At 75.3% G+C, this 16,597-nt stretch carries 15 protein-coding genes; 13 read left to right on the top strand and 2 right to left on the bottom strand.

The window, feature by feature from the left end:
- Window positions 1-180: 180 nt before the first annotated feature.
- The 9 genes from AB0B41_RS38915 (at window position 181) to AB0B41_RS38875 (ending at window position 10,077) form a co-directional block, all read left to right on the top strand.
- Window positions 181-591: a hypothetical protein gene (locus tag AB0B41_RS38915; RefSeq protein ID WP_358212046.1), complete on the top strand. Its 411-nt coding sequence runs from the start codon at window positions 181-183 to the stop codon at window positions 589-591.
- A 118-nt stretch (window positions 592-709) separates the two neighbouring features.
- Window positions 710-2,764, top strand: coding sequence for a threonine--tRNA ligase (gene thrS / locus AB0B41_RS38910; protein WP_358212045.1), 2,055 nt, complete (start codon window positions 710-712; stop codon window positions 2,762-2,764).
- A gap of 87 nt (window positions 2,765-2,851) precedes the next feature.
- Window positions 2,852-3,433 (top strand): HIT domain-containing protein, encoded by a 582-nt coding sequence (locus AB0B41_RS38905; protein ID WP_358212047.1) that lies wholly within the window; start codon window positions 2,852-2,854, stop codon window positions 3,431-3,433.
- Between the two features lie 67 nt (window positions 3,434-3,500).
- Window positions 3,501-4,133 carry a phosphatidylinositol phosphate synthase gene (pgsA, locus tag AB0B41_RS38900; RefSeq protein WP_358212044.1) on the top strand — a complete coding sequence of 211 codons (633 nt, stop codon included), beginning with the start codon at window positions 3,501-3,503 and terminating at the stop codon, window positions 4,131-4,133.
- Complete coding sequence (locus AB0B41_RS38895; RefSeq protein ID WP_358212043.1) at window positions 4,130-5,014, top strand: phosphatidylinositol mannoside acyltransferase; 885 nt, start codon at window positions 4,130-4,132, stop codon at window positions 5,012-5,014. Before pgsA ends, AB0B41_RS38895 begins: the two co-directional genes overlap by 4 nt.
- The gene (locus AB0B41_RS38890; RefSeq protein ID WP_358212042.1) at window positions 5,011-6,147 is read left to right on the top strand and encodes a glycosyltransferase family 4 protein; all 1,137 of its coding nucleotides are present in this window, start codon (window positions 5,011-5,013) and stop codon (window positions 6,145-6,147) included. The genes AB0B41_RS38895 and AB0B41_RS38890 overlap by 4 nt, the downstream gene beginning before the upstream one ends.
- Window positions 6,144-6,752 carry an NUDIX hydrolase gene (locus AB0B41_RS38885; protein WP_358212041.1) on the top strand — a complete coding sequence of 203 codons (609 nt, stop codon included), beginning with the start codon at window positions 6,144-6,146 and terminating at the stop codon, window positions 6,750-6,752. Before AB0B41_RS38890 ends, AB0B41_RS38885 begins: the two co-directional genes overlap by 4 nt.
- Before the next feature lie 134 nt (window positions 6,753-6,886).
- Window positions 6,887-7,816 carry a pyridoxal 5'-phosphate synthase lyase subunit PdxS gene (gene pdxS, locus AB0B41_RS38880; RefSeq protein WP_358212040.1) on the top strand — a complete coding sequence of 310 codons (930 nt, stop codon included), beginning with the start codon at window positions 6,887-6,889 and terminating at the stop codon, window positions 7,814-7,816.
- Window positions 7,817-9,123: 1,307 nt separating this feature from the next.
- A complete protein-coding gene (locus tag AB0B41_RS38875; RefSeq protein ID WP_358212039.1) occupies window positions 9,124-10,077 on the top strand; it encodes a glycoside hydrolase family 16 protein in 954 nt (317 codons plus the stop codon).
- Between the two features lie 170 nt (window positions 10,078-10,247).
- On the opposite strand, the gene AB0B41_RS38870 is transcribed toward AB0B41_RS38875, so the two are convergent.
- The gene (locus tag AB0B41_RS38870) at window positions 10,248-10,808 is read right to left on the bottom strand and encodes an XRE family transcriptional regulator (RefSeq protein ID WP_358212038.1); all 561 of its coding nucleotides are present in this window, start codon (window positions 10,806-10,808) and stop codon (window positions 10,248-10,250) included.
- A gap of 53 nt (window positions 10,809-10,861) precedes the next feature.
- Between AB0B41_RS38870 and AB0B41_RS38865 the strand changes: the two genes are divergently transcribed.
- The 3 genes from AB0B41_RS38865 to AB0B41_RS38855 are packed head-to-tail and all read left to right on the top strand — an operon-like array spanning window position 10,862 to window position 14,115.
- Window positions 10,862-11,542 (top strand): AzlC family ABC transporter permease, encoded by a 681-nt coding sequence (locus AB0B41_RS38865; protein WP_358212037.1) that lies wholly within the window; start codon window positions 10,862-10,864, stop codon window positions 11,540-11,542.
- Window positions 11,539-11,847: an AzlD domain-containing protein gene (locus tag AB0B41_RS38860; RefSeq protein ID WP_358212036.1), complete on the top strand. Its 309-nt coding sequence runs from the start codon at window positions 11,539-11,541 to the stop codon at window positions 11,845-11,847. The genes AB0B41_RS38865 and AB0B41_RS38860 overlap by 4 nt, the downstream gene beginning before the upstream one ends.
- Before the next feature lie 36 nt (window positions 11,848-11,883).
- Window positions 11,884-14,115, top strand: coding sequence for a M28 family peptidase (locus tag AB0B41_RS38855; RefSeq protein WP_358212035.1), 2,232 nt, complete (start codon window positions 11,884-11,886; stop codon window positions 14,113-14,115).
- Window positions 14,116-14,150: 35 nt separating this feature from the next.
- Here AB0B41_RS38855 and AB0B41_RS38850 read toward each other — a convergent pair whose 3' ends face one another.
- The gene (locus tag AB0B41_RS38850) at window positions 14,151-14,810 is read right to left on the bottom strand and encodes a superoxide dismutase family protein (protein WP_358212034.1); all 660 of its coding nucleotides are present in this window, start codon (window positions 14,808-14,810) and stop codon (window positions 14,151-14,153) included.
- Window positions 14,811-14,935: 125 nt separating this feature from the next.
- Between AB0B41_RS38850 and AB0B41_RS38845 the strand changes: the two genes are divergently transcribed.
- Entirely contained in the window at window positions 14,936-16,381 is a 1,446-nt protein-coding gene (locus tag AB0B41_RS38845; protein ID WP_358212033.1) for an SDR family oxidoreductase, read from the top strand.
- Window positions 16,382-16,597 lie beyond the last annotated feature (216 nt).

Below are 16,597 nucleotides of genomic sequence, written 5' to 3'. Positions count from 1 at the left end.
CGCATGCGGACCTCCCCCGACTCGACCGCGCCCGGCGGTCCGGCCTGCGCCGAACCCAACCTGTAACCGAACGGCGCGAGGCCCGCCGGCCCGGCCGGCACCTCGCCCGCCGGATCGGGCCGGCGCCCGTCGGACAGCCGGTTCCCGGCTCCCGTCACCGCGGTCGACCTGGCCCGGCTCGTGCCGGCGGGTACCGGCGCGGCACCCCAGGGTCACGGTGCCCCGGTCGCGCCGGCCCCCGGTCCGTCCGACGCGGGCGACCGCCCCGTCCCTGCTGAGCCCGCCGGCGGCATCCCCGAGCGGGGCGACGAGCTCGCCGCACCACCGTCGACGGCCCGCACCGGGACGGACCGGAGCACGCCGGACCCCAGCAGGTCGGACCACGGCGAGATCGACCGGAGCGAGACCGACCCGGCCGGGTCCGAAGCGTCCGAGCTCGCCGGCCTCGCCGGCCTCGCCGACCGTCCCGGCCTGAGCGCCGTGGACTGGTTCGCCCCCGTCACCCCCGGCAGCCCGCCCCCGCTCCGCCGCCGGGTCGTGGCCGAGCCGGAGGAGCCACATCCGCACGTCGGGCTGCCGCGCCGCCCCTGAGCAGTCGCCCGGTGCCCCCGCGCGGAGCCCGGTGGCCCGCGGGTGCCAGCGGAAAACCCGTCGGGCCCGACCTCTAGCATCGGGGCACCAACCCGCACGGCTCTCCTGGAGGCACCTCGTGTCCGCTGTCCCCGCCCCGCCCGCGTCCGCGCCGATCCTGGTGCCGGCCGGGACCACGGCGGGCGCCCGGATCCGGGAGGGCGGCCTGCCGACCAGCGGGCCGCAGGCGGTCGTCGTCGTGAAGGACGCCGAGGGCACCCTCCGCGACCTGGCCTGGGCCCCGGAGGCCGACGCCGAGGTCGTCCCGGTCACCGCGGACTCCGACGAGGGCCGCAGCGTGATCCGGCACTCCGCGGCGCACGTGCTCGCGCAGGCGGTCCAGCAGCTGTACCCGGAGGCCAAGCTCGGCATCGGCCCGCCGATCACGGACGGCTTCTACTACGACTTCGACGTGGAGAAGCCCTTCACTCCGGAGGACCTGAAGAAGCTCGAGTCGGCGATGAAGAAGATCGTCAAGTCCGGCCAGCGCTTCTCCCGCCGCCGCTTCGACTCGCTCGACGAGGCCCGCAAGGAGCTGGCCGACGAGCCGTACAAGCTCGAGCTGATCGACCTCAAGGGCACCGGCACCGAGGCGGACGACGAGGTCATGGAGGTCGACGCCACCGGCGAGCTGACCGTCTACGACAACGTCCACGCCCACACCGGCGAGACCGTCTGGTCCGACCTCTGCCGCGGCCCGCACCTGCCCACCACGAAGTACATCCCGGCGTTCACCCTCACCCGGACCGCCGCGGCGTACTGGCGGGGCAGCGAGAAGAACCCGCAGCTCCAGCGGATCTACGGCACCGCGTGGGAGTCGCAGGAGGCGCTCGACGCGTACCTGGAGCGCGTCGCCGAGGCCGAGCGCCGCGACCACCGTCGCCTGGGCGCCGAGCTGGACCTGTTCTCGTTCCCGGACCAGATCGGCTCCGGCCTCGCGGTCTTCCACCCCAAGGGCGGCGTGATCCGCAAGGAGCTGGAGGACTACTCCCGGCGCCGGCACGAGGAGGCGGGGTACGAGTTCGTCAACACCCCGCACATCACCAAGGGGCAGCTGTTCCGCACCTCGGGCCACCTCGAGTGGTACGAGGAGGGCATGTACCCCGGCATGATCCTCGACGAGGAGCTCAACGCCGACGGGACCGTCCGCAAGCCCGGCCAGGACTACTACCTGAAGCCGATGAACTGCCCGATGCACAACCTGATCTTCGACGCGCGCGGGCGCAGCTACCGCGAGCTGCCGCTGCGGCTGTTCGAGTTCGGCACGGTGTACCGGTACGAGAAGTCCGGCGTGGTGCACGGCCTGACCCGGGCCCGCGGCTTCACCCAGGACGACGCGCACATCTACTGCACCGAGGAGCAGATGGAGGGCGAGATCGCCTCCCTGCTCGACTTCGTGCTGGGCCTGCTGCGCGACTACGGCCTCGACGACTTCCACCTCGAGCTCTCCACCCGCAACCCGGACAAGTCGATCGGCAGCGACGAGGACTGGGAGCGCGCCACGAACGTGCTGCGCAAGGTCGCCGAGGACACCGGCCTGACCCTCGTCGACGACCCGGGCGGCGCCGCGTTCTACGCCCCGAAGATCAGCGTCCAGACGAAGGACGCCATCGGCCGGAGCTGGCAGATGTCCACCATCCAGGTGGACCTGATGCTGCCGGACCGCTTCGATCTCGAGTACACGGCGTCGGACGGCTCCCGCAAGCGCCCGGTCATGATCCACCGCGCGCTGTTCGGCTCGATCGAGCGGTTCTTCGGCGTGCTGCTCGAGCACTACGCCGGTGCCTTCCCGGCGTGGCTGGCCCCGACCCAGGTCGTGGCGATCCCGGTCACGGACGAGCAGGTCCCGGCCGTCGAGGAGGTCGTCGCGCAGCTGCGGGCGAAGGGCGTGCGCGTCGAGCTCGACGCCGGGGACGACCGGATGCAGAAGAAGATCCGCACGCACACCCTGCAGAAGGTGCCGTTCCTGCTGCTCGCGGGCGCGCGGGACGTCGAGGCCGGTGCGGTGAGCTTCCGCTTCCGCGACGGCTCGCAGACCAACGGCGTGCCGGTGGCGCAGGCCGTCGAGGCGATCACGAGCTGGATCGCGAGCCGTTCCAACGTCAGCCCGACCGCGGAGACCTTCACCCCGTGACCGGTGTCGCCACGGGCCCGGGACGGACGCGTGACTAGGATCGACGGCGTGTCCGAGCCCGAGCGGGAAGCCCCGGAGATCGAGGGCATGCAGGGGGTCGGCACGCCGGACGGGTTCCGCAGGCTGTGGACCCCGCACCGGCTGGCCTACATCAAGGAGGCCGGCGAGGGCGGGTGCCCGTTCTGCCGGATCCCGTCCCTGCCCGACGCCGAGGGTCTCGTCGTGGCGCGGGGACGGAGCGTGTTCGCGCTGCTCAACCTGCATCCGTACAACCCGGGGCACCTGATGGTGCTGCCGTACCGGCACGTCGCCGACCTCGAGGACCTCACGGCCGCCGAGTCCGCCGAGCTCACGCTGTTCACCCAGCGGGCGATCCGGGCGATGAAGAAGGTCGCGGCGCCGCACGCGTTCAACACCGGGCTCAACCTGGGCACGGTCGCGGGCGGGTCGCTGGCCGAGCACCTCCACCAGCACGTCGTGCCCCGCTGGGGCGGCGACGCGAACTTCATCGCCGTCGTCGGGCAGACGAAGGTGATCCCGCAGCTGTTGTCCGAGACCCGCGACCTGCTCGCCGGGGCCTGGGAGCCGGACTGGGAACCCACGGGCGACACGGTGGCCACCGACGGCGCCCGCGAGCCCGACACGGGGAGTGACCGGCCGCGGGACTAGGCTGGTCATCCGCACCGCCGACCGCGGCGGGGCGCCGCACGAGACCGGCAGGAGTCGGCCCCACCCGATGCTGAACGTCGTCGCCCGAGTCCACGTCAACCGGGTCATCGACCCGATCGGCCGCGCGCTGGTCGGGCGTGGGATCACGCCGGATGTCGTGACGGTCGTCGGCACGGTCGGCGCGTCGGCGGCCGCCCTGTGGTTCCTGCCGCGCGGCGAGCTGATCGTCGCTCCCTTCGTGATCACGCTGTTCGTGCTGCTCGACCTGGTCGACGGCGCGATGGCCCGGGCCCGGGGGAGTGGCACCCCGTTCGGCGCGGTGCTCGACTCCACCTGCGACCGGATCGCCGACGGCGCGCTGTTCGCCGGGGTCACCTGGTGGTGCCTCGGCGTCGGTGAGGAGCGGGTGCTCGGGATCGCGGCGATGATCTGCCTGGTCTCGGCGCAGCTGATCTCGTACGTCAAGGCGCGGGCCGAGGGCGCGGGGCTGAACGCCGACGGCGGGCTGGTCGAGCGGGCCGAGCGGCTGATCGTCGTGCTGGTCGGGATCTTCCTGCAGGGCATCGGCGTGCCGTACGCGCTGCACGTACTGCTGTGGGCGCTCGCCGCGGCGTCGGTCTGGACCGTCGGCCAGCGGATCGTGCTGGTGTACCGCAGCGCACAGGCCCTGTCGGCCCGGTCGCAGGAACCTCCCTCGTGAACGTCGCGGAGCTCGGGTACACCGCGGCCTGGCGGCTGCTGCGGCACGTGCCGGCTCCCCTCGCCGAGGCCGGGTTCCGCGCCGGCGCCGACCTGGCCTGGCGGCGCGGGGGCGCGGGCGTCGAGCGGCTGCGCCGCAACCTGCGCCGGGTGCGGCCCACGGCGTCGGAGCCCGAGCTCGACCGGCTGGTCCGTGCGGCCCTGCGCAGCTACGCCCGCTACTGGCAGGAGGCCTTCCGGCTTCCCGCGCTCGACCGGGACGCGATCTACGCCCGGCACACCACCGCCACCGGTCTCGACGTCGCCATCGCGGCGATGCGGGAGGGCCGCGGGGTCGTCCTCGCGCTGCCGCACGTGGGGAACTGGGACGTCGCCGGCGTCTACGTGATCGAGGAGCTGCGCCGGCACGGGCTCCCCGCGGAGATGACCACCGTCGTCGAGCGGCTGCGGCCGGAGTCGGTGTACCGGCGGTTCGTCGGGTACCGGGAGTCGCTCGGCTTCGAGATCGTCGCGCAGGACGACGGGCGGCGCGCCCACCTGGCGCTGACCCGCCGGCTCCGGGCCGGCGGCCTGGTCTGCCTCGTCGCCGACCGGGACCTCACCGGCACCGGGGTCGACGTGCCCTTCTTCGGCGACACGATCCGGCTCCCGTCCGGCCCGGCCGCGCTCTGCGCCCTGACCGGGGCCCAGCTGCACGCCGCGGTGACCTACTTCCGTCCCGGCGGCTGGGGGGCCACGGTCTCACCGGCGATCGCGGTCCCGGACCGCGCCGCGGTGCCGAAGGCCACGCTCGAGCTGGCGCGCGCGTTCGAGGAGCACGTCGCCGCGCACCTCGAGGACTGGCACATGCTCCAGGAGCTGACACCGGGGAGCCGCCGGTGAGGATCGGCATCGTGTGCCCCTACTCGCTCGACGTACCGGGCGGGGTGCAGACGCACGTCGTCGAGCTGGCGCGGGCGTTGCGCGACCTGGGGCACGCGGTCTCGGTCCTCGCGCCGGCCGACGAGGACACCCAGGTCCCGGACTTCGTCACCTCCGCGGGCAAGGCGCTCGGCGTCCCCTACAACGGCTCGGTCGCGCGGGTGACCTTCGGCCCGGTGACCTACGCGCGGGCCCGGCGCTGGTTGGAGAGGAACGCGTTCGACGTCCTTCACCTGCACGAACCCACCACGTTCTCGATATCCGTGCTGGCCCTGCTCGCCGCCGAGGGCCCGATCGTCGCCACCTTCCACACCTCCACCGAGCGCTCCCGCACGCTGCACGCCTTCGGCGGGGTGCTCCGGCCGCTCATGGAGAAGGTCACCGCGCGGATCGCCGTGTCGTCGCTGGCGCGGCGGGTGCAGGTCGAGCACCTCGGCGGCGACGCCATCGAGATCCCCAACGGCGTCGACGTCGCCCGGTTCGCCGCCGGCCCGATGCTCCCCGGCTATCCGCGCACCCCGACGGTCGGGTTCGTGGGGCGCTTCACCGAGCCGCGCAAGGGGATGCCGGTCCTGCTCGAGGCGCTCCGGTCGCTCGACGCGCGGCTGCTCGTCGTCGGGCGGGGGGATCCGGCCGACCTGCGGCGCGAGGCCGGGCCGGTCGCCGACCGGCTCGACGTGCTCGGGGCGGTCGGCGAGGACACCAAGGCCGCGGCGTTGCGGTCGGTCGACGTCTTCTGCGCTCCCAACCTGGGCGGGGAGAGCTTCGGCATGGTGCTCACCGAGGCGATGGCCGCCGGCGCGCCCGTCGTCGCGAGCGACCTGGAGTCGTTCCGGCGGGTGCTGGGCGAGCCGTACCCCGCCGGGGTGCTCGTGCCCACCGGGGACGCCGGGGCGCTCGCCGGGGCCCTGCGCGGGCTGCTGGCCGATCCCGGGCGCCGGGCGGACCTCTCCGCGGCCGGGCGCGCGCGGGCCGCCGACTTCGACTGGCCGGTCGTCGCGGCGCAGGTGCTGCAGGTCTACCAGGCGGCGGTCGCCGCGGACCCGCGGCAGGTCGTCGCCGGCCGGGAGGCCTACCCCGGGGGTGCGGCGTGAGCTGGGCCCTGGTGCTGCTCCTGGTCGTCGTGGTGGGCGTCGTCGTGGCGGTCACGGTGCTGTGTGTGGCACGGAGCCGCCGGCTCGACCGGCTGCACCAGCGCACCGACGCGGCACGCGTCGGGCTCGAGCGGTCGCTGGCCCGCCGGGCGGAGGTGGCGGTCCGGGTCGCCGAGGTGCTCGACGCGCCGCGGGCCGGACCCGGCAGCGTCCCCGCGGCGCTCGACGAGGCCGCCCGCGCCGCCGGCGCCGGAACCGTCCGCGGCCTGCCCCGGCGCAGCGAGGACGGCATCGAGGCGCGCGAGATCGTCGAGAACGCGCTGTCCCGGGCCCTCGGTACCGTCGACCGGACGCGGCTCGACCCGGCGCTGCGGTCGGAACTGGCGGACGCCGAGCGGCTCGTCGTCCTGGCCCGGCGGGTGCACAACGACGCGGTGCGGGACACCCTCGATCTGCGGTCGCGCCGGCTCGTCCGGTGGTTGCGGCTGCACGGCACCGCGCCGCTGCCCGGGTACTTCGAGATCGCCGAGTCGGTGGCGGGACCCGCCGGCGCGGTGCGGCCGGTCGCGCGGCCGGTGCTGCGGCCCACCGACCCGGTCGGCTGACGGGCGGCTGAGGGGTGCGCCACCTGCGGGCGTGACGGCCCCGGGGCGACGCGTACCATCGGCGGACGGGCCGCCGACCAGCGGCGGCAGCATGCCCGGGTTCGCGGGAACCGTACCGAGAAGGAGCACCGAAAGTGTCGTCCGAGCAGGCCCAGACCGACACCGCCGCCGGCACCGCCAGCACCGAGCTCGGCACGGCCCGCGTCAAGCGCGGCATGGCCGAGATGCTCAAGGGCGGCGTGATCATGGACGTCGTCACGCCGGAGCAGGCGAAGATCGCCGAGGACGCCGGCGCCGTCGCCGTCATGGCGCTCGAGCGCGTGCCCGCGGACATCCGCGCGCAGGGTGGCGTGGCGCGCATGTCGGACCCCGACATGATCCAGGGGATCATCGAGTCGGTCTCGATCCCGGTGATGGCCAAGGCGCGCATCGGGCACTTCGTCGAGGCGCAGGTGCTGCAGTCCCTCGGCGTCGACTACGTCGACGAGTCCGAGGTGCTCACCCCGGCCGACGAGGCGCACCACATCGACAAGTGGGCGTTCACCGTGCCGTTCGTGTGCGGCGCGACCAACCTGGGCGAGGCGCTGCGCCGCATCTCCGAGGGCGCGGCCATGATCCGGTCGAAGGGCGAGGCCGGCACCGGCAACGTCGTCGAGGCGACCCGGCACATGCGCCAGATCCGCGGCGACATCCGCCGGCTCGGCACCCTGGACGAGGCGGAGCTGTTCATCGCGGCCAAGGAGCTGCGCGCGCCGGTGCAGCTGGTGGCCGAGGTGGCCAAGGCCGGCAAGCTGCCGGTCACGCTGTTCACCGCGGGCGGGATCGCGACCCCGGCCGACGCGGCGATGATGATGCAGCTCGGCGCCGAGGGTGTGTTCGTGGGCTCGGGCATCTTCAAGTCCGGCGACCCGGCGCAGCGCGCCGCGGCGATCGTCAAGGCCACCACGTTCTACGACGACCCGGACGTGATCGCGAAGGTCTCGCGCGGGCTGGGCGAGGCGATGGTCGGAATCAACATCCCGGACCTGCCGGCCGAGCAGCGCTACGCCGCGCGCGGTTGGTGAGCTGACACCTCGCCGGACGCCCCGCCTCGTGCGGGGCGTTCGGCGTTCTCGGGGTCGCCCGCGTCCGGGCACAGAGGGTGGTCACGGCGTCGGCGGTCCTGTGCGGGTCGGCGATCTGCTGACCTGCTGGGATCACTCGATCGTGCCGCCCCATCTCTGCCGGACGTCGGTGGCTGCCGCTTGTCGCTCTGTGTGAACCGGAAACCGCGAATCGTACAAACCTCCGCCTACGCACGGTGTCACCCGGTGCGGTTCAGACGTCGCACGACGTGGTGAACCAGAGCCACTCGGTGACTGTGTGCGTTCTAGGGTCCTTGTGACGGCTGGGATTCGAGTGGTGGAGGAGTCGGATGAGGCGATACGTGACCATCGGCGGCATCGTCGCCACGGCGATGATCGCGGGCTCGGTGGCGGCGTTCGCGGCGCCGACGGCCCCGCTTCCGGCGGGCTGCACGCCCCCGCCCGCGGCGGCCGCGCCCGCCGATCTCGGCACGGGACGGGGGAGCGGGAGCACGGGCGCCGCGCCGCAGGAGACGAGCGGTGACAGTGCGGACTCGGCCGGGGGGCAGGGCTCGACCGGGGGGCAGGGCTCGACCGGGGTGCCGGGCAGTGCGGGGACGCAGCCCGGGGGGAGTGGTTCCGGAGGCAGCGGGTCCCGTGACGACGGATCGGGCGGATCCGCTGGTACCGGGTCCGGTGACGACGGGTCGGGCGGTGGCGCCGGCTCGGGTGGTGGGGACGGCTCCGGCGGCTCGGACGACCACGGCTCGGGTGGTCAGGGGTCCGATGGCTCGGGTGGTCAGGGGTCCGACGACCACGGATCCGACGATCAGGGTTCGGTCCGGGGTGACGACCACGGTTCGGGCGGCCCGGACCACGGCGACTCCGACGAGCAGGGCTCGGGCGACCACCGCGGCTCCGGCGACCCGGGCGGCGACGACTCCGATTCCGGCGACTCACACTCCGACGACCACGGCGGTTCCGGCAGCGGTTCGGACACGGGTGGTACGGACGGCTCCGGTGGGTCGGACGGCTCCGGTGGGGCGGGTGGCTCCTCCGGTGGGTCAGGTGGGTCCGACGGTTCGGACTCGGGCGAGCACGGCGACTCCGGCAGCCCGTCGGACGAGGGTGCACCGGCGGCTCCCGCAGACCCGGATGCGGGCGTTGCAGGTGGTTCCGCGTCGGCAGGCCCTACCGCACCGCAGGCCGGCGAGCCGGGTGCGGGCGCTCCGGGGGCCGGCCTGGTCCCGGACCCGGCGGCCGCCCCGTGCCCGGCCGACGCGGGTGCGGACTCCAGCGCGGCGGTGATGCACGACTGGGGTCAGCCGAACCGCGTCGACGAGTTCGACGGCACCTCGCTGAGCGACGAGTGGGAACCCTACGACGGCGCAGGCCACAACGGCGCCGGCCGTCGCTCGCCCGGCGCGTTCTCGGTCAAGGACGGCGTCCTCACCGTCACCGGCACCCCCGACGGCACCACCGGCGGGATGGCCTGGGGCAAGGGCCAGCAGTACGGCCGCTGGGAGGGCCGGGTGAGGGCGCCCGCCGCCGACCCGAGCTACCACGCGCTCCTGCTGCTGTGGCCCGACGCGGAGAACTGGCCCGTCGGCGGCGAGGTCGACTTCATGGAGATGTCGGACTCGAAGCGCCGGTCCACGGACATGTTCCTGCACTACGGCGAGGACAACCAGCAGGTCCAGGGCAGCGTGGACGTCGACGCCACCCAGTGGCACGACTGGGCGGTCGAGTGGACCCCCGACCACATCGCCGCCTTCGTCGACGGCAAGGAGTGGTGGCGCACGGACGACACCTCGATCCTGCCGCCCGGCCCGATGCACCTCACGGTCCAGCTCGACTGGTTCCCGGAGGGCGGCGGCGACGTGAAGCAGTCGGAGATGCAGATCGACTGGATCAAGCAGTACCCGCTCAGTGGCACCGAGGTCGCGGAGGGCGAGGGCGCGCACGCGAAGGACCTGGCGCACGACGCCGCCGGCAAGGCCGTGGAGGGCGCCTCCGACGTCGTCCGCGCACCGGTCGCGGGCGCAGTCGGCGCAGCCGAGGGGGTCGCGGACCGCGCGACTGCCACCGCGGAGGGTGCTGTGGATACGGCGAGGGAGGCGGTCGAGGCCGTGGTGCCGCAGGGCCGACTGACCGAGGGCGCCCCGGACGCCCTGCTCGGCCCGGCCGGCGTCGACCCGGGGCCGACCGACACCTCGGACCCGAGGCGCGGGTTGGTGCCGGACGCGGTCCGCGCGGGCTGACCGCGCAGGGGAGCGGCCGTCCGACCCGGGCGGCCGCTTCGCGGCGTCCCGGTCTCCCGAGATCGCCGACCCGGTCGCCCGGAACTGCCGACTCGCGGTACCGGAACTGCCGACTCGCGGGCGGCGGCAGCGCGACTCGCGGTGCGGGACGTGCCGGCGAGTGGGGAGGGTTACACGTACTCCATCACCAGCACCGCGGCGGTGCCGGGTTCGAGGGCCTGGTAGGCGTGGGGGCGGTCGCCGGGGAAGCAGGCGTAGTCCCCGAGGCCCAGCTCCACCTCCTCACCCTCCGGCCCCGCCAGCCACCGCCCCGCCGTGACGACCATGTGCTCGGTCGTGCCGGGGATGTGCGCCTGCGCGGTGCGGGCCGGGCCGGGCTCGGCGGTGATCACGTGCAGGTCCCGGCGGGCCCCGGGCGGACAGGCGGCGAGCAGGGTGCCGGTGAAGGGCGAGTGCTCGCTGGGGATCACGACGCCCTCTCCGGCCCGCACCACCCGCACGGCCCGCGCGGGCGGGTCGACCAGCCGGGAGAACGGGACGTCGAGTACGACGGCGATCGCCCACAGCGTCTCGACGCTCGGGTTCCCCGCCCCGGCCTCGAGCTGCGACAGGGTCGACTTCGCGATCCCGGCCCGCCGCGCGAGCTCGCCGAGCGACAGCTCGCGGCGGGTCCGCTCGCGCCGCACCGCAGAGGCGATGGCCGCGAGCGGCGTCCCCTCCGTTCGGTTCATCGGTCTCCCTATTCGGTTTGACGAACGCCTCGATGGTGTTCATCCTATCGGCCATGTGTTCGGCGCGGCGAACGGCCCTGGAACGCGGCGATCTCCGGGACGCCCTGGCGCTCGGGGCGGCGATCACGGTCGTCGGGATGTCCTTCGGCGCCCTGGCGGCAGCCGCCGGGGTGCCGCCGGTGCTGACCGTGGCCATGTCGGTGCTGGTCTTCGCGGGCGGCTCGCAGTTCCTCGCGGTCGCGGTGGTCGCCGCGGGCGGGGCGCCGATCGCCGCAGTAGCGGCCGGGCTGCTCCTCAACGTGCGGCACCTGCCGTTCGGGCTGGCGATCGGCGACCTCGCGGGCCGGACGCTCCCTGCCCGGCTCCTCGGCGCCCACATCCTGATCGACGAGAACGTCGCCTTCGCCCGGGCGCGGGGGAGCGGCCCGCGGGCCCGCGCGGCCTACCGGACGTGCGGGGCGCTGCTGTTCACCGGATGGAACGCCGGAACCGTCGTCGGCCTGCTCGCCGGGTCGGCGGTGCCGGACCCCGCGTCGTTCGGGGTCGACGCGGCCTTCCCGGCCGCCCTGCTCGCGCTCCTGCTGCCCTCGCTGCGCGCGCCCGACGCCCGGCGGGTGGGCCTCGGCGCGGCCGTCGTCGCGCTCGCCGCCACGCCCTTCCTCCCACCCGGGTTGCCGGTCCTGGTCGCGCTGCTGGCCCTGGTTCTCGCCGGCCGGACGGAGGCGGAGCGATGACCTGGGCCGCAGTCCTCGCCCTGGCCGCCGGCACCTACCTCGTGCGGCTCGCCGGCATCCTGTTGCGCGACAAGGTCACGCTCCCGCCGCGGCTGGCCCGGCTCACCGACCTCGGTGCGACCGCCCTGCTGGTCGCCCTGGTCGCGACGGCCGCGCTGACCGAGGCCGGCGGGTTCGCCGGCTGGGCCCGCCCCGCGGGCGTCCTCGTCGGTGGGGTGGCGGCGTGGCTGAAAGTGCCGTTCGTGCTGGTCGTGGTGTTGGCCGCGGGAACCACGGCGGGGCTGCGCGCCCTCGGGGTCGCCTGACTCGCACGATCGGGACGGAGCCGCGAGACTGCGCCCGTGCCGCGCCCGCTCGCCCCGCTCCTCGCCTGGCTCCTGGTCCTCGCCGCCGGTGTCGCCGCCGTCGTCACGATCCTCCCGCCCACGCCCGAACACGACGCCGCCGCGACCGGGCCGTCGGCCGCCCGGGCCTTCGCCGACGTGGAGCGGATCGCCGTGCGCCCGCACGTCGCCGGCTCGCCCGCCAACGACGCCGTCCGCGAGTACGTGCTGACGACCCTGCGGGACGTGGGGTTCGCGCCGCGGGTGCAGGACACGGTCGGCGTCGACGCCGGATCCCTCGGCGACGGGACCGCGGCCGCCGCCCGCGTCCGCAACGTGATCACGACGGTGCCGGGGACGTCGCCGACCGGGCGGGTGTTCCTCGTGGCGCACCACGACTCCGTCCAGTCCGGCCCCGGTGCCAACGACGACGGCGCGGGCACGGCGACCCTGCTCGAGACGGCCCGGTGGCTGCGGGCCCACCCGCCGCGCAACGACGTCGTCCTCGTCTCGACGGACGCGGAGGAGGCCTGCCTGTGCGGGGCGGAGGCGTTCGTGGCGGAGGCGCCGGAGGCGGCCGACGGCGGGGTGGTGCTCAACGTCGAGGCCCGCGGCACGTCCGGCCCCGTGATCATGTTCGAGACCACCCCGGGCAACGGCGCCGTGGTGCGGGAGTTCGCGGCCGCGGCCCCGCACCCCGTCGCGACCAGCTTCGCGGTGGAGGTCTACCGGATCCTGCCGAACGACACCGACTTCAGCCCCTTCCGCGACGCCGGCCGCTTCACCGGGCTGAACAGCGCGTACATCGACGGCAGCGCGGCCTACCACGGGCCGCAGGACGTCCCGGCGCGGATGGACCTCGGGTCGCTGCAGATGCACCTCGACAACACGACGGCGCTGGTGTCGCGGCTCGGGGCCGCGGATCTCGCCGCCGTGCGGGCGGGGTCCGCCGACGCGACGTACTTCCCGGTCGTGGGCCATCTCGTCCGCTACCCGGACGCACTGGTCGTGCCGCTCGCGGTCCTCGCCGTCGTCGCGGTCGCGGGCTTCGCCCTGGTCGCGCTCCGCCGGGGCCGGACGACGCGGCGGCGGCTGCTGGTCGGGGCGGCCGCCGGGCTGGTCCCGCTCGTCGTCGCGCCGGCGCTCGCCCAGCTCGCGTGGCTCGGGCTGACGGCGCTGCGGCCGGGTTACGCGGCGCTGCGCGACCCGTGGCAGCCGGGCTGGGACCGGATCGCCCTGGCCTGCCTGGTCGCGGCCGTGGTGCTGGCGTGGTTCGCCCTGCTGCGCAACCGGACCGGGACGACGGCGCTGTCCGTCGGCGGGCTGACCTGGCTCGCGGTGCTGGGCGTGGTCCTTGCGGTGGTGGCCCCCGGCGGCTCGTACCTGACCGCGCTCCCGGCGCTCGCGGGCGGCGTCGCGGGCATCGTCGGCGGCCGGATCGCCGCGGCCCTGGCGGGGGTGGTCGCCGTGCTGGTCCTGGTCCCGACGGCCGTGTTGTTCCTGCCGGCCCTGGGCCTGTCCGTCGCCGCCGTCCCGGCCTTCGTGATGGCGCTGCTCGGCCTCGCGCTCGTCCCGCTGCTGGACCTCCTGCCGATCCCGCGGCTGCCCCCGGCCGTGGCCCTGGCGGCCGCGCTCGTCCTCGGCGTCGCGGGCTTCGCGCGCAACGCCTTCGACGCCACGCAGCCCGCCCCGAGCCAGCTGATGTACCTGCTCGACGCCGACGCGCGCACGGCCCGCTGGGTCAGCGCCGAAGCCCGCCCCGGTCCGTGGACCGCCGGCTACCTCGACGGCCGCGAGGAGCTCGACCTCCCCGGGTTCGGGGGTGCCTACGCGACCGGCCCGGCGGTGCCGGCGGACCTGCCGCCCGCGACCGTGACCGCGAGCCGCGAGGGCCGGACGGTCACCGCACGGATCAGCCCGCAGCGCGCGGTCCGGTTCGTGGCGCTGCGCAGCGAGGGCGGCGTGATCAGCGCGGCCGAGATTCGCACAGGCGTGGCGGGCACGCCCGCGCCCGTCCGCGACGGCCGCCTCGACCTGCTGTTCCATGCCCCGCCGCCCGAGGGCCTGGAACTCCGCCTCACCCTGGCGGAAGGCGCCGACGAGCCCGCCGGGGACCTGCGTCTGCAGGTCACCGACGGGACCGACGGGCTCGACGGGCTGCCCGGCTTCCGGGCCCGGCCGCCGGACGTCGGCGTGGCGGGCAGCCACACGAGCGAGCTCGTCGCGGTGACGGCCGCGCACCCGCTCTGACCCGGGGCGAGGGACCCGGCGGGTGAAGGACCCCGTCAGGCGAAGTCGACGGTGACGCAGCCGACGCGGTCGCCGGCGGTCCCGGCCTTGCCCGGCTCGGTCGCCGTCTTCATCGCGTGGATCACGACGGACTGCGGCGCGGCCTGGTCGGTGAACGCCCACTGGGCCTGCGTCGCGGTGACCGAGGCGGCGCCCTGCGCGTCCGTGGTGAAGTCCAGCCACACCTCGTTCTGCGGGTTGGCGTAGGCCGGGTCGACGCTCGGGCTCACCGGGTCGGCGACGTGCTGGAAGTGCGCCCCGGAGTCCGCGGCGGCGGGGCCGCACGGCTTCTGGTGGGCGTGCGAGCCGTAGGTGCGGTTCGGCACCAGGCCCGTGACCGCGAGGGTGACGGTCGAGCTGGTGCCCTCGGTCGACGACGTGACCTTCGCCGTGGCGCCGGCCGGCACCAGCTCGGGGTTGTAGGTGATCGCGTCGCCCGTGGTGGCGAACGTCGCCTCCACGGCGACGTCGTCCTCGGCCGAGCCGCCCGCGGCCGGGGCCGCCGGGGCCGTCGGGGCCGCCGGGGCCGTCGTCGCGGCCGGCGTGCCGGTCTCGGTCGAGGGCGCCTGGGACGGCGACGAACAGCCGACGAGCGCGACGGACAGGACGGCCAGCGCCGGGAGGACGAGGCGGTGGAGGGTGCGTGGTGGGACCATGAATCAGACATACCCCACGGGGGTGTGATCATCGGGTACCGCCGCGCCGGGTAGCCCGATCGTGGAGCCGGAGGTCCGGCGTGCGGGGACGAGCGGTCCGGCCGGTGATCGGGGACGATCGGGCCGTGCGAGTTCTCGTGATCGGTGCGACCGGCTACGTCGGCACGCGGCTGGTGCCGCGACTGCTCTCGGAGGGGCACGCCGTCCGCTGCCTCGTGCGGTCGCCGGAACGGCTGGCGCGGACCGGGTTCGCCGACCGGGTGGAGGTCGTGCGGGGGAGCGTCGGCGACGCCGCCCCGACCGGGAAGGCGTGTCGCGGCGTCGACGCCGTCGTCCACCTCGTGCACTCCATGGACGGCCCGGACTTCGCCGACCGCGACCGGGTCGCGGCGCAGACGCTCGCCGCGGCGGCCGAGGCCGGGGGCGTGCGGCGGATCGTCTACCTGGGCGGGCTGCAGCCCACCGGCGAGGCCACCTCCGCCCACCTCGGCTCGCGGAACGAGGTCGGCGAGATACTCCTGGCCGGCGCGGTGCCCGCCGCGGTGCTGCAGGCCGGGATCGTCGTCGGCCGCGGGTCGGCGAGCTTCGAGATGATCCGGCACCTCGCCGAGACGGTCTTCGGCGGCCCGCCGGTCCTCCCGTTGCCGGACCAGGCGTGGAACCGCGTGCAGCCGATCGCGATCGACGACGTCCTGTACTGGCTGACCGCCTGCCTGCGGCTGCCGCCGGAGGTGAACCGGGCGTTCGACGTCGGCGGGCCCGACGCGCCCAGCTACGCCGAGATGCTGCGCGGGTACGCCCGTGAAGCCGGGCTCGCCCGCGCCCTGACCCTCCCGGTGCCGGTCGCCGCGCCGCGGCTGGGCGCCCGGGCGATCGAGGCGCTCACCCCGGTCGACCGGGAGCTCGCCGGGCCGCTGCTCGAGTCGATGGCCTACGACCTCGTCTGCCGCGAGTCGGACCTGTCCGCGCTGGTCGGGGACCCGCCCGGCGGTCGGACGCCGTACCGCGAGGCGGTGCGCCGGGCCCTCGCCGAGGAGGGGTCCGCGGGCGGGGCGGCCACCGACCCGGAGGGGTCCGGCCCGCCCGCGCTGACCGGCCGGCACGTCGAGGAGGTCGACGCGCCGCCGGAGGTCCTGTGGTCCGTGGTCGCGGGGCTGGGCGGCGACGAGGGCTGGCACACCGTGCCCGGGGCCTGGGCGTTGCGGCAGCGGCTCGACGGCCTGGTCGGCGGCGTCGGGCTGCGGCGCGGCCGCCCCGAGCGGCTCGAGCCGGGGGCGCCGGTCGACTGGTGGCGGGTCGAGGAGGTCGACCAGGGGCGCGCCCTCGCCCTGCGCGCGGAGACCCGGCTGCCGGGCGTCGCGCGGCTGCGGATGACGGTCGAACCGGCCGGCCGCGGCGCGAGCCGCTACACCCAGACCGTCACGTTCCGTCCCCGGGGGCTCGCGGGGCGCGTCTACTGGTACGCCCAGAAGCCGGGGCACGACCTGGTCTTCGGCGTGATGGCCCGCATGATGGCCTTCGAGGCGGAGCGCCGCGCGGAGCAGCGCCGGCGGCCGAACGGCCGAGGCTGATCATCCGGGGCACCGCGATCCGCACCGAGATCGTTGCGCCTGCATCTTTCGTTACCACCGCGTAGCGTGAGATTTCCCGGATTGACCGGGCGCGGGCGTCACCGAGAGCATTCGCCGCAGCCGTCCGCTCCCCGCAACGGCTGCGCCCGACCGGACCGACCCCCGACGGTCCGGCGGGTCCGCCACGAGCCGTCGCGAGCGGCGCCCGCAGGCGCC

The organism is Pseudonocardia sp. NPDC049154 (genome assembly GCF_040648315.1).
Classification (GTDB): Bacteria; Actinomycetota; Actinomycetes; order Mycobacteriales; family Pseudonocardiaceae; genus Pseudonocardia.
The sequence above is the reverse complement of the archived record's forward strand: the minus strand, read 5'-3'. Positions and strand labels throughout refer to the sequence as shown.